Below are 13,465 nucleotides of genomic sequence, written 5' to 3' on the forward strand. Positions count from 1 at the left end.
TAAGGGACCAGTTGAATAATTTATAAAAACAGTTAAAACGATAGAGCAAAAAATTATTTTTATTTTTCCCACCCTACCTTTTCTTTATGGTTTCAATTTTTTCCGTCTTACAAAAAGAAAAAGAGGTAAAATAGCGTCAATTAACTGAAGTCGGTATCCTCCATTGTGATAAACCACCTCATTGTTCATATCATTGTACTTGAGACATTTTACAGCCATTTCTTTGTTTAAAGTTTTGTCTCCGAAGTTCTTTTTCACCTCCAGTAATTTTTCCTTTTCTGCAGCTTGTTTTAATCTACTGGCTGTTGATACTGAAATATTAAAAAGAATTGCAGCTCCATAGACAGATACCGGGGCAGTTTGAGACATTCGCAACAATGAGCCAGGTTGAAAATTATAGGTACCGCCTTTTACCAGTACGCTTTTCTTCCTCCTCAATTTTCTATGAAAGTCCTTATGGAGAAATCCAAAAATGACTGCCCCTATAACTGCTTTTAATTTCCGGTAGCTCGTAAAATTTACCGGAATTGCCCAACGTCCTTTCCATTCATTTTCTTCTCTTATTCGATCAAGAGATTTTAGGATAAAATATCCGGTTCTTGAATTATAGTAAATCCAGCTTTTATCCAGCAAAAAGTCGAAATAGGAAATGAAGGTTTTTCTGGACTTGATCTTTTCAACCATGAGAATAAATTCCATCTCATTCCTGGACAATCTGGTTTTTCCGGAAGGAAACATCAGTTTAAGGAGAAGAAAGAGCCGGAGCTTCTTTTGATATCCTTTTTTCTGAGCATCAATTAGGAGTTCCACAGGCACATTTACTTGCCTTTGCTCAAGAAGAATGGTGGAAAGAGTCATTACTTTCTACTGCGGTTAAGAAGCTTTTCTACATCCTCCAATCGATAGAATATCTTCCCCTTTACCTGGGAATATTTAATGAGACCTTCATCTCTCCAGTTTTGAGCTGTTCTTGCAGATATCTTGAACAATTGAATGAAATCTGCATTATCCAAAATGAGCATTTTAGTGGTATAGATTCCCTTTTCCCGAAAAACTCTAAGAAGAGCATCTAATTTATCTTCGACGGATTCCATACGATCTACAAAGGGATGATGAGGCTCTGGAGATCGAACATTTTTAGAAGAAGGGTTGGAAATTTCCAGTTTAATTTGCTTTAGGTGCTGTGCGATACCTTGAGAGGGTTTCCATTGTTTTTCGTCTGACATTTTGATGAAGTTTTGGTTACTTCACCAAATTATAAGAGAGAAAAAAGAACAAAGTTCTCTTTTCATGAGTTTAACTATAAAAGGTAGTACATTTTCAGAAATCAGCAGCAAAAAATCAAGAATTATGAAAAATCATTAAATCGGAAAAATTCAACTGATTTAAGCTATCACCTAATAATTAATAACGCACAAAACTATTAGCAACTGCTGGAAGTAACAGTGTCTAAACTGCCTCTAAGCTTCGCAACTGGAACAGGTTACCATTTCTGTTATAAACTCCTTGGAAACGCTTTGACTTCTCTGGTAGTATAGGGTTTTCACTTCCAATTTCCAGGCTTCAATTATTAATCGATTCACCTCTTTTACCGGTAGATTTGATGGAATATTCAGGTTTAAACTTTGCGCCTGATCAATAAATCTTTGCCGGACCGATGCCTGCTGAATGATTTCCAACTGACTAATCTCTTTAAATGTTTTAAAAACAGCTTTTTCTAATGCCGATAGTTGATTTAGCTGCTGTACACTTCCATGATTGAGCATAATATTTCGCCAAGTATCCTCGGTATCCATGCCTTTTTCGATCAATAGCTTCTTTAAATATTTATTCTTCCGCATAAAATTACCTTTAGCTAGTCCGGCTTTATAGTAATTACTGCTGAAGGGTTCAATACCAGGGGAAGTTTGTCCCAGAATGGCTGAAGAGGAAGTCGTTGGGGCTATCGCCATCAAAGTAGTATTACGCTGCCCGTAACCTTTAAGCATTTCTGGTTCCCCGTAAATCTGAGCCAGTTCTTTGGAAGCTTTTAGTGCTTTATTGCTAATATCTTGGAAGATGTTGTTCGTAAGTCCTTTGGCCTGAAGCCCTTCAAATGGAACCATAATTTTTTGAAGATAAGAATGCCACCCCATAACCCCCAGTCCCAATGCCCGGTGGCGTTTTGCAAATCGGTTTGCGGGCGTCAGGTAATAATTCTCTTCAGTCTTGACAATAAATTCCTGTAGTACCGCATCCAGAAAATAAATAGCAAGTTTTACGGCTTCGGTATCTTTCCACTCGTCATACAGCTCTAAATTCATAGAGGAAAGACAGCAAATAAAGGATTCTTCTTTAGAAGAAGGTAATGCAATTTCCGAACATAGATTGCTGGAGTGAATGGGAAGATTCTTGTCTTTATAGACCTGCGGCTTGTGCCGGTTGATGTTATCTGTAAAGAAAATATAAGGTAATCCTTTTTGCTGCCGGCTCTCCAAAACCTTAGCCCAAATTTCCCTTTTATCCTGATCTCCATCTATCATTTCCTGCATCCAGTAGTCGGGCACACATACCCCGGTAAATAAATTCTGTATAGGGCTGCCAATATTTTTGATCTCAAGGAATTCCTTAATATCTGCATGATCAATGTCCAGGTAAGCAGCAAAGGCTCCCCTTCGCACCCCACCCTGGGAAATAGTATCCATAGCTGCGTCAAACAGTTTCATGAAACTGGTGGCACCGCTACTTTTCCCATTATCGGTTACCGCTGTGCCGCGCCCGCGGAGTTCCCCGAAGTATCCCGAAGTTCCCCCACCAATCTTGGTTTGCATGATCACCTCCCCTAATTTGTGCGTAATCCCCTCTATATTATCGGGGACATAAATATTAAAGCAGGAAATAGGCAATCCTCTTTCAGTCCCCATATTTGCCCAGATTGGAGAACTAAGGCTCATCCACCCACGTTCAATCATTTCAATGAAGGCTCCTGCCATTTCGGGTTTATACAACCTTTTTGCAGCGGCATTGGCTATTCTTTCAATGGCAGATTTTGTTGTTTCACCTTTTAGAAGATAACCCCGATTAAGGATCTGCTGGCTTTCTTCATTTAGCCACCATAATCTCTCATTTTGTGTTCCTGAATTCAATTTTTCATTCTGAAGCTGTACGGACATAGTTTGTTGAATTTATTTTCAGCTTTTAGATTCAGCTGAAGAAATGGGGTTATTAGAACAAATCGTTGGCGGTAATACTTTTATCGTGCTTTGTGTAGTCCACTGGCCTTTTAGCAAAGAAGTCATCCAGGCTGTTGGCAAAGATTTCCTCTTCAAACCACAACAGTGGCTGGACTCCACGGGTGACATCCAGGTAGAGTTTTTCCATTCCAATTTTTTCAAGGCTGTCATCTATCCTGAATTTCATGAAGGTGAGCAGGTCTTTTTTGCTTAGGTTTTCGATCTCTCCATCCTGAAAGATCCAGTCCAGGATCTCTGCTTCTACTTTCATTGAATTGTTTACAATCTTCCTAATCTCTTCTCTGCTGCTCTCGTCGAAGAAATCTGGAAATTCTTCTTTGATCTTATTAACAATATAAATTCCTGCGTTGGCATGTACCTGCTCATCCACAGATGTCCATGCAATAATGTTGCTTACATTCTTCATCACCCCATTGAACCTAGAAAAAGAAAGAATGATTGCAAATTGACTGAAAAGAGAGACATTTTCAATAAGAATTGAAAACAAGATTAGAGAAGTCACATATTTCTTTTTATCATCAGATTTTGTATGGGCAAGAGCTTCAGAAAGATATTTAATACGTTTTTTTATAACCGGGGTTTCGATTAAGGTCTGGAATTCGTTGTTATAGCCAAGTACTTCAAGCAATCGGGAATAAGCTTCAGAATGCCGGAATTCACACTCGGCAAATGTGCTTCCAAGTCCGTTAAACTCGGGTTTAGGAAGGTGGGAATAAAGATCCCCCCAAAAGGACTTTACAGCGACTTCAATTTGTGCAATAGCGAGTAGACTACGTTTTACTACCTGCTTCTCATTAGGGGAAAGGTGCGAATGAAAATCCTGAACATCGGCAGTAAAATCAACTTCCGAATGAACCCAGAAGGATTTATTAATAGCCTCAGTAAAACTTAAAATTTCGGGGTATTCGAAGGGTTTGTAATTAATCCTTTTGTCAAAAATGCTCATAATACTTTTGTTTTTAGTTGAATTCAAAAGCATAAAAGGAGAAAGTTCCAACGGGATCGAGTGATAGAAAGGATCACAAAATTCGGCGGACAATTACTTTTTATGCGAAAGTAAAGTCTAACAGAAAAGAAAGGTGGTCTGGCTCGTAATAAAATTACTTACAGTTGCGCAACAGCTCATGATTCTCACATGATTCCCCTCTTATTACCCAAATGGTAATACTTTTCGGTTACAAGTTTACGGGAATAAAATTAGGTATTCCAATAGCCAATTTCCCGGAACCCCTAAATAGTTTTCCACATGTTTTTCCACAAATGAAATACAGATGAAAGAACACTGGCGGCATAAGATCTTTTGAAGAAATGGGTAGACACAGATGTTATTAACCTGCTGCTTTAATTAGGTGATAAATGTTTCCTAACATTTTAATCCATAGACAGAATCTGAATTGTCAGGAGGAAAAAGAGCCTTAAAGCATACAAAAAGCTTAGGCGAACATCGCATCTGCAAGCAAAATTAAATTCTGGAATTGAAGATCCAATTTGACAGATTCTACAACATTGCTTATCCTAAAAAGCGGACGTTATGCCCGCTTTTTTAGATGAAAAATTAAAGTTACTTAGAACTGATAACCTATACCAAAAATCAACGAATTAACTCTAGATTTTACGTCCTCGGGCATACCCTCCACCTCACCAATTCGATTAGTTATTTCTAGTGAATAACGGGCCTGATGTTGGAAATTTTCAGTAATATCAAATTCAGCACCAATGCTGGCATCAAGACCAAAAGAATTAACTTCCTTTCCCGTATCTTCAGGTATAATACTTGCCTGAGGTCCAGCCTGAAGGTTGAAAGTAGAGTTTCCCACATAATACTTTACCATAATGGGAATTAGTAACATACCATTGATAAGTTTCATGCTGCTTTTGTTTACCATCACAACGACAACAGCAAAGATTATGAAACCGCTTCCAAACTGGCTACTTCTGCGGCGGAATCCCCCGGTCTCCAGGAAAACTATCAGGTCCAATGGTTAAGGAAAGCCGCCTATGACAGGTGGATGATATCTATTGGGAAACCGGAAAAATATAATACCCAAAATAAGTTTTCCGTAGGTATTGAATAGTAAAGTAAATCAGTTCACCCGGTCTCAAAAAATCTGAGTTAAAGGTTTTCTTTACTTGGTTCTAGTATCGATAAATTGAGTAAAATCCATTTAATTTTATGCCTAAAAGTTAAACTTTGTTAAAGAGAGACCAATACGGTGACCAATATTATGATGCCTTCAGGAAGCCCCGTAAACTCTGAAAAAATTAAATTTAGGTCGTTCCCTCCGGCTCCACAATCAAGCGCAGCCATGCTGCGGCTTAAAAGCGGAAATCCCGACAAACGTTAGTTTGAGCGGGATTTGTCTTTAAATATATATTCAGTTAAACTAGTAGGCCTGATTCTTTAAACGAACCTGAAATTCTTTAGGACCAGCAAGTTCCTCACCGTCAAGCTTGAATTTTGGATTATACTTCCCGGTAGGTAGATCTTGAAAAGTATATGCATTACAGGCTTTGGCAACATCCACGTACTTGGTCGCAGCCGTATTGAGTGCAGATATTGCCAGATCGGCGACAAGACCCAGCACGCCTCCGGCACCGGTACTTACGGAAGCGTCATAGATCACTTCACCTTTTCTGTTATAAAGGACCTCATTAGTCATTGTTGATTTAATAATATATTCCACTTCAACCTTGACAGTGGCGCCAATTGAAGACTTATCCCACTTGTTGATAACAGTAAAAACAGCCAGGTCGGCACCAAAGATTTCCCCAAAAGGTTTTAGGGATGAATCTAAAAACAATTCTGCGTCATAGGCACTTTCCTTCTTCAGAATTTCCATTGAAAGAAAAGGAGGAATAACATAATATCCTGCATTGGCCAGGGGAACATTTAATGTGGTATGGAAATATTCTTTTGCTTCTACATTAGTAGTTCTGTTGATGGGTGGCATCAATAAAACAGTGAGTGATTCTTGCTCATACATTTGTGGATAGGCTACAGATTTGGCCACTTTTGGTGCACTGCAACTGGCAAGGCTCAAAACAATTAAACAGGAGATAAACAGTGCTTTTTTCATAACTCGGTGATTTTTAAGATTCTGTCAATAAAAATTTTAGATTCGGGATAAAGCTCCATTTCCTTAGCCAACATATCTTTCCCTTCGGCTACTCTTCCCGTTTTCATTAGAATAAACCCGTAATCAGCATGAATACCGGGGGGAACAACATTTCTTGTACCCTTTTGTTTTGAGATTACTTTTTCATAATTCTCAAGCAGAGTCGCTAAGGATGCTTCGTCACTGTTTTTGATATAATTGTAGCTGGCAGCTTCGTACTTTTCCCAGGAATATAATTGTTTGGGTGCACTACAGGACGTAGCCAGGATTACTACGATAAATATTAAGATTGATTTTTTCATGGAAGGATTATTTTTTTAGTCTCTTGGGTGGATATAAAAATTCTTTTTTGAAAGATCATTTCACCGTTGTGAATAACAGAAACCATATGAGGTCCTGTTGAAATAGCGTAGACTTTACCCTTGGGTCTGTCACTATGATTTTTTTGTACTTCTGCTGAAAAAGAAGTTTTGTCATCGATGTTTACCTCTACACCCGTTTCGTAATCTTTTGGATTTCCCAGAAAAACCAGGAAGGCCTCATTTTCCAAACCTGCAGTAGTGGTTTTTACACCGGTACATCCTACTGCCGTAAGCACAGCAAATAAAAGGATCAGTTTTTTCATATTTCAGTTTCTTTAATGTAGTAGCTATCTAGGTTACTGCTGTCAATCGCTCCTTCCACAAAAGAAACCATTGAGAATTCGGACTGCGGATTTTCACCCCCCATGTAGGTTATTTTAATCTTCCCGACAGTTTTACCCGGCAATTCGACCATCATACCAGTTTGCGGATTCTTTACTCTTTTACCTTTTTCAACGACTTCAAAAACATCATTAACCTTTATCCCCTGACTGGCACCTCCAGATATCAAGATCCCATCCTGGTCATAATTGAGGAAGTAAGATTTCCATGGCCTGTCCATACAGTTGTTGATAATATTTTCAACAAGCTTGGAAATTGCCACTGAAATTGCCTTGTCACTAAGAGTCGCATCGAAATCCGTACGTTCCCCAAGGCCCATCACTGTTTTGCTGGTAGTTTCGGCCTCACCTTTTGCTTCTTCAGAATAGATGATCTGCCCGGTAGAGACATCTACCAATCGTAGGCTTACCCCTGCCTGTACGGTTTGGGTTTTGCTTCGGGAAAAAGCATTTACATCACCAACATTTTTACGCCCGAACTCTGTAACCGAACCAATAATGAGGTAATCTGCCCCCACCTTTTGCCCCTGGTTTTCAGAGAGCCTGTATTCCTCCATTATTTTGTCCATCTCCTGCCGTTCCAAAAGAATAAATTTATTTGAGGAAGCCAGTTTGGTAGTTAAAATGTCCAGTGCCTGATTGGTAATTGGATCATTTTCCTTGTCATAAAAGATCCCTTTGGCGTACTGGGTCTCATTAGAAAATCTTGCAATAGCTACTTTTCGCTTCAATCCCTGCGCCTCAGGTTGTTGCAATTCCATGACCTGAGGCTCCACTTGAACCACTTTTTGCTGCACAGTGCAGCCGATGAGGGTGCAACCAAGTGCGAAGCTCATTAGAGTTTTTCTCATTGTACAATAATTTTGAATAGAATTTTCATACCGGAATTCCGGATCATCTCATTCGAGATATATCTGGTAGGGCAGAATCTCAAAATGGCTACACAAGAATAAGAAAAATATGTTAAAGTGTATTAAATAAATGATAATATTTTAATTTACTATACTATACGATTAGAACTTATCTTCGAAGCACAAAATCTAAAGATTCAACTATTTAGGTGCAAACGCTAGGTTTTAAAACAGAAAATCCCACCAAACATTTGTTTAGCGGGATTTTCTGATTAAAGAGAGCCCGACCCTTAGGGACGGTAAAAGTATAAATGAGCAGAATAGGTTTTCACGAAGAAGGCGAAAACTACCTTTTTTAATGATAAAAAACTACTAGATCATCATTCACCAAAAAATTCTAACAATTTAATATTGAAAAATCTAAGGTTTAACCTTAAGTTCTGGTATTTCTTTCATTTTGCCATTTTCTTGTTTACCCAAAACAATGACCTCTTTATTTTCTTTATATTCATCTATTGCCATCAATAATTGGCTTCTGGTATCTCTTCGAATTTTAATACCAGATTTTTGAGTTTTACTTTTAACCTCAATATAATAACCATCCCTAAGGTCTTTTGGTTTTGTAGAAGGTCTACCCATAATATTTATTTTCAGAATAATAATCAATCATTGTACCAAAATTTAGAGAGGATATTTAGAAAAGGATGTGTTCAATCAAAGTAGTAGAAAATTTATAATGTTTAAATAACAATTTGTTAGATCTTTTGTCCTTGTTAAATTCTTACTTTTAAAATAATCTTCAGGATCTTCAGGGTTTATTTAATTGTAAACAGGTTCGGGATCTCTACTCCTTTTTAACCATGAACTTTTTTTGTCTTGTGCATAACCATAACCATATTTAGACCCATATCCCAAATGTGTTGGTTTGAGATCGTTAAGAACAAAGCTAATATTATCAAATTTCCCCTCTTTTAAACAATCCAAAGGAAATTCCAATAGTTCTTTCTCCGTAAATCCTGATCTTACAACAAATAGAACAGCATCGGCAAACCTGGTTAGTAATGAAGTATCTGCTACAGGCATAGCCGGTGCTGTGTCAACTACTATAAAATCATACCTCACTTCCAAATCAGTGAAGACCGTGGCCATTTTTTCCTGCTTTAAAAGTTCATAAGGGTTTGGAGGAATACTTCCCGAAGTCAGGACATCTATATCCTTATGAAGATTAGAAGGACCCACAAGGAATTTTAAGCAAAGGTTATCATTGAGCAAATAGTCGCTTAAACCCAGTAGATTGTCACTATTCGCTTTGTAAGCCTGAAGTTTTGGATTTCGTAAATCCCCCCTAACAACAGCACCTTTTTACCTGAATTCGCAAAAAACTCTTTATTTATAGAATTTGCCAAGACACCATATTTCTTTCAGGTAAAATAAAGGTTGTTATCCCTGTACTACTCCCTCACCGGGAATGTTTGGAAAATACTTTTGAGGTAAGAAATGGATCCAAAAAAATGAAGTTAAAAAATGTCTTTTTAGACCCTTTATCTTTGGAAGGATTTAGACTCTGGTTCCTTTGTGAGGAAAACCCAGATGATAGATTTTTAAATACCCAAGTCTAAGGAACTTATTACAAAACAGCCAATTAAAGCCATCAGTCGCAAAAAAGTCCCGTTTTATGGTTAAAAGTGGACAAAGCATAAAGGTCATTCAGCAGGAAGAAATTGCCTTTTTTCTGGCCGAAGAAGGAATTGTGCTTCTGGTGAACTTTGATAAACAAAGATTTGTCATTGATTATACCCTCGATCAACTGGAAGAAAAGCTTGATTTTAAAAAGTTCTTCAGGGCGAACCGTCAATTGATCGTGAATATTCATGCAGTTGCCAGGGCAGAACCTTATTTTAAAGGTCGTCTTCTTCTACAGACCGAACCTGCTGCCCCGGGAGATCAGGTTATAAGCAGCAACAAAGCATCAGCCTTTAAAAAACTCCTAACTCCTCGAGGGAATTTTTATGATTCCATTCCTGCTTTTTATTGCATCCTTAAACCGGTATCTTTAAATAAATCAAAAAAAACATTTTAATTCTAATATTGGTACGAAGAGCTCAAAGGTGAGGACTATTGCCTCATCCCTCATGTAAGAGAATTCTTTGGAAGTGTTATCTTTAGAGGCAAAATATTTTACCTCATGAAAACGTATCTTATCAAAATTTCCCTCATTACTTTCTTGTTCTTCGGATTTTCAGGATTCTCCCAGGGTCTTAATCAGAAGCAAATAGACAGCCTTGTTCAAAAGACCATGAAAACCTTTGACGTACCCGGCATTGCTGTTGCAGTTCTAAAGGATGGGGAGGTAATTCATATGGAAGGCTACGGCACCCGGTCTCTAAAAGACGGGGGAAAGGTGGACGAAAATACCCTTTTTGGAGTAGCTTCCAACACCAAGGCTATGACCAGTGCGGCCCTGGCAATGCTTGTTGATGAAGGTAAACTGGAATGGGATACCAAAGTCATTGAAGTACTTCCGGAATTTAAATTATATGATCCTTATGTCACCAGCGAATTTACAGTGCGGGATCTGCTCACCCACCGCAGCGGACTCGGCCTGGGTGCCGGGGACCTTATGGTGTGGCCATCACAAAATACCACTCAAAAAGATAAACTTATCTACAACCTGCGCTATCTCAAGCCTGTTTCCTCTTTTCGTTCTCAGTACGATTACGATAACCTGCTGTACATCGTGGCCGGGGTTATTGTGGAAAGGGTTTCGGGACAGGATTATGAAACTTATATTGAAGAACACATTTTTGAACCCCTGGGCATGGATCGTTCGGCTGTGAACTATAACCTGATCGAGGACAAATCCAATGTGATCGACGGCCATGCGCCTACAGACGGTAAACTGGTACCGGTAGGCCTCAGCTTTACCGATGCCGCCAATCCGGCAGCGGGAGTGTATTCTTCCGTAGAAGATATGAGCAAATGGGTACAGGCCCAGCTTAACGGCGGAAAGTATGGCGAAAACCTGGAAAAGGAACTCTTCAGCGAGCGGCAACATCGCGAAATGTGGAAACCACAAACCCTCACGGGTACCGGAAAAGGTGATTATAATACCCACTTCAAAGCTTACGGGCTGGGCTGGTTTTTAAGTGACGTGAACGGCTACCTGGAAGTCACCCACACCGGTGGTCTCCTGGGGATCGTGAGCCAGGTGACCATGATCCCTGAACTTGACCTGGGGATTATTGTTCTTACCAATCAGCAGTCTGGTGCCGCCTTCAGGTCGATCACCAACAGCATTAAGGATGCTTACTTCGGAATTAAAGGAGAAGACAGGATAAGCCAGTACAATGAAAGCAGGTTGCGTTATGAAAAGCAAGCAGATTCTGTAGTGGCCGAAGTCTGGAAGAATGTTGCTGAAGTTCAGAAGAAAAGTAAAATGAGTGCAGAAGCGCTCTCAAATTATTCCGGAACTTACGAGGATCCATGGTTTGGAAAGGTGCACATCAAAATGCAGGATGGAAAGTTGCGTTTTGAAGCCGAAAATTCTCCCGATCTGCATGGGGAAATGAGTTTTTACAAAGGAAATTCATTTGTGGTGAGATGGGATGATCGCAGCCTGAATGGAGATGCTTTTGTAATCTTCTCCCTTGATCGCGAAGGACGGCCCATCGGTTTCACTATGGAACCCGTCTCTCCTTTGACCGACTTTAGTTTTGATTTTCAGGACCTGGATTTTAGCAGGATAAAATAGCCGGCAAAAAAAGAGGCTCCGAAAAGCCCGGGAACAGGTCAATTTAAAAATTTTATTTTTGCCAGCTATGATAAGAATTCTCCTTTTAGCTACAGCTTTATTGATTCCGGGGGTACTCTCTGCACAGTTGGTGAATATTGAATCCAAACGCATGCAGACCGACTCTATAAGGTTTACCCTTAACGCCGATTTCTCCTTCAATCACACCAACAATGACGGGAGCCAGGTCAACCAGATAGATGCAGCCCTTACCACGCAGCTAAAGTCAAAGGACCTCCGGAAGATCTATTTTTTCCTGGGGAATTATAAGCTTATTGATTCGGGAGAAGAAAACCTGCAGAATGCGTGGTTCCTTCACGGGAGGTTCAATTACAAGTTTAGTCAGCTATTTAGATTTGAGACCTTTCTCCAGGGGCAGTACAACCAACTTCTGGTGGTAGAGCAGCGAAATTTGATCGGTGCCGGGCTCCGGGTAAAATGGATTGATAAGGAAAGATTCACCGGTTATGCCGGTAACAGCTATATGTATGAAATGGAATCCAGTGACCAGGCAGGAACCACTAACTATAATCACCGCAACAGCACCTATCTTACTTTATCATACACTGCCAAATCACAAAAATTTTCCATTGCCAATACTGTTTACTATCAGCCGCTATATAGAGATATAAGCGACTACAGGATCCTGGAACAATTCAGACTTGACATTCCCCTTTCCACCTGGCTAAAAGTCTTTACTCTTTACAACTACTACTTTGACAGTAAAACTCCGTTGAACACCGAAGAATATACCTCCAACCTGAATTTGGGAGTAGGGATCAGTATATAAAAGTTTAGGTGCTATGTCCTCTAAAGCTTTTGCGCCGTTAAAAATTCTCATTAAGAAGAGAAAAATTACCTCCAGGTAAAACCCGGGGCATAAATAAATTCTTTGACCTTTTTCGGATCCAACCTTGGATTGGCTCCTTTCTCCCCTGCTACCAGTGCCCCTAGGGCACAGGCAAAATCGAGGGCATTCTGCGAATTTTCTCCCTGAAAGATTTTAGCCAGCAGTCCGGCCATAAAAGAATCCCCGGCACCTACTGTGTCTTTAACCTCAATTTTGAATCCGCTGTTGTACACCAATTTTCCATCCCGGTACAGAACTGCACCATGTCTTCCTTTGGTAACACAGATAGTCTTTGCTGAAGAATTCTCTGCTATATACATAAGATTTTGTTCGAGAGAATGAAAAGAAGATCCAAGGATTTCCGCAATCTCAAAAAGCTCGTCATCATTGAACTTAATGAAATCGGCTTTATTGATGAGGTCACATAAAAGTTCTCTGGTATAATACGGAGGCCTTAGATTAAAATCCAGGACCTTATATTTTGCTTTTTCAAGCAGTTCAAAAAGGCTGTTTCTGCTTACCTCATCCCGGCACACTAAACTTCCGAAGATGAAAAGATCAGATTCTTTTGCAGCTTCCAGGTTTTTGGGAGTTAATTCTATTTTATCCCAGGCGGCCGGGTAGGCGATCTCATAGGTGGCCGATCCGCTTTTGGAAAGACTTACATTCACCACCCCGGTTGGGTATTTAGGATCCCTGAGAACATTGGAAGTCTCCACTCCCTGCTCTTTCAAAAATGCGATTATTTGCTCCCCTTTTTTATCGGTCCCTATTTTACTTACCATCTGGGTATTTATTCCAAGGCTGCTCAACCGGGCAGCAACATTTAACGGAGCGCCACCTATTCTCTCCTCATCGGGAAAGACATCCATGAGCACCTCTCCAAAACAAACGGCTTTTATAACTTTTGACATTCTTCTTT

At 39.6% G+C, this 13,465-nt stretch carries 15 protein-coding genes and 1 riboswitch; of the genes, 3 read left to right on the top strand and 12 right to left on the bottom strand.

From position 1 onward, the window contains the following. Positions 1–84: 84 nt before the first annotated feature. The 11 genes from LA313_RS12015 to LA313_RS12065 form a co-directional block, all read right to left on the bottom strand. Positions 85–858: a hypothetical protein gene (locus LA313_RS12015; RefSeq protein ID WP_228915284.1), complete on the bottom strand. Its 774-nt coding sequence runs from the start codon at positions 856–858 to the stop codon at positions 85–87. Continuing rightward, entirely contained in the window at positions 858–1,226 is a 369-nt protein-coding gene (locus LA313_RS12020) for a helix-turn-helix domain-containing protein (RefSeq protein ID WP_228915286.1), read from the bottom strand. The genes LA313_RS12015 and LA313_RS12020 overlap by 1 nt, the downstream gene beginning before the upstream one ends. Positions 1,227–1,460: 234 nt before the next feature. Continuing rightward, a complete protein-coding gene (locus tag LA313_RS12025; RefSeq protein ID WP_228915288.1) occupies positions 1,461–3,152 on the bottom strand; it encodes a ribonucleoside-diphosphate reductase subunit alpha in 1,692 nt (563 codons plus the stop codon). A 52-nt stretch (positions 3,153–3,204) separates the two neighbouring features. Then, positions 3,205–4,179 (bottom strand): ribonucleotide-diphosphate reductase subunit beta, encoded by a 975-nt coding sequence (locus LA313_RS12030; RefSeq protein WP_228915290.1) that lies wholly within the window; start codon positions 4,177–4,179, stop codon positions 3,205–3,207. Between the two features lie 111 nt (positions 4,180–4,290). Then, positions 4,291–4,419, bottom strand: a riboswitch (cobalamin riboswitch). A 379-nt stretch (positions 4,420–4,798) separates the two neighbouring features. Next, a complete protein-coding gene (locus LA313_RS12035) occupies positions 4,799–5,212 on the bottom strand; it encodes a hypothetical protein (protein ID WP_228915291.1) in 414 nt (137 codons plus the stop codon). A 405-nt stretch (positions 5,213–5,617) separates the two neighbouring features. Then, entirely contained in the window at positions 5,618–6,310 is a 693-nt protein-coding gene (locus tag LA313_RS12040; RefSeq protein ID WP_228915292.1) for a GNA1162 family protein, read from the bottom strand. Then, a complete protein-coding gene (locus tag LA313_RS12045; RefSeq protein WP_228915293.1) occupies positions 6,307–6,651 on the bottom strand; it encodes a DUF4810 domain-containing protein in 345 nt (114 codons plus the stop codon). The genes LA313_RS12040 and LA313_RS12045 overlap by 4 nt, the downstream gene beginning before the upstream one ends. Beyond that, entirely contained in the window at positions 6,648–6,974 is a 327-nt protein-coding gene (locus LA313_RS12050; protein WP_228915294.1) for a hypothetical protein, read from the bottom strand. The genes LA313_RS12045 and LA313_RS12050 overlap by 4 nt, the downstream gene beginning before the upstream one ends. Further along, complete coding sequence (locus LA313_RS12055; protein ID WP_228915295.1) at positions 6,971–7,903, bottom strand: CsgG/HfaB family protein; 933 nt, start codon at positions 7,901–7,903, stop codon at positions 6,971–6,973. Before LA313_RS12055 ends, LA313_RS12050 begins: the two co-directional genes overlap by 4 nt. Before the next feature lie 420 nt (positions 7,904–8,323). Further along, positions 8,324–8,542, bottom strand: a complete 219-nt coding sequence (locus tag LA313_RS12060; RefSeq protein ID WP_228915297.1) for a hypothetical protein — start codon at positions 8,540–8,542, stop codon at positions 8,324–8,326. A gap of 180 nt (positions 8,543–8,722) precedes the next feature. Further along, complete coding sequence (locus LA313_RS12065; RefSeq protein WP_228915298.1) at positions 8,723–9,142, bottom strand: tyrosine-protein kinase family protein; 420 nt, start codon at positions 9,140–9,142, stop codon at positions 8,723–8,725. Positions 9,143–9,578: 436 nt separating this feature from the next. On the opposite strand from LA313_RS12065, the gene LA313_RS12070 reads away from it, so the two are divergent. From LA313_RS12070 to LA313_RS12080, 3 genes are all read left to right on the top strand, one after another. Then, the gene (locus tag LA313_RS12070; RefSeq protein ID WP_228915300.1) at positions 9,579–9,983 is read left to right on the top strand and encodes a LytR/AlgR family response regulator transcription factor; all 405 of its coding nucleotides are present in this window, start codon (positions 9,579–9,581) and stop codon (positions 9,981–9,983) included. A gap of 105 nt (positions 9,984–10,088) precedes the next feature. Further along, entirely contained in the window at positions 10,089–11,654 is a 1,566-nt protein-coding gene (locus tag LA313_RS12075; RefSeq protein ID WP_228915302.1) for a serine hydrolase, read from the top strand. A gap of 67 nt (positions 11,655–11,721) precedes the next feature. Then, positions 11,722–12,483 (top strand): DUF481 domain-containing protein, encoded by a 762-nt coding sequence (locus LA313_RS12080; protein ID WP_228915304.1) that lies wholly within the window; start codon positions 11,722–11,724, stop codon positions 12,481–12,483. A gap of 65 nt (positions 12,484–12,548) precedes the next feature. On the opposite strand, the gene LA313_RS12085 is transcribed toward LA313_RS12080, so the two are convergent. After that, entirely contained in the window at positions 12,549–13,457 is a 909-nt protein-coding gene (locus tag LA313_RS12085; protein WP_228915306.1) for a carbohydrate kinase family protein, read from the bottom strand. Positions 13,458–13,465: the final 8 nt, after the last annotated feature.

Source organism: Salinimicrobium sediminilitoris, assembly GCF_020866905.1.
GTDB classification, from domain to species: domain Bacteria; phylum Bacteroidota; class Bacteroidia; order Flavobacteriales; family Flavobacteriaceae; genus Salinimicrobium; species Salinimicrobium sediminilitoris.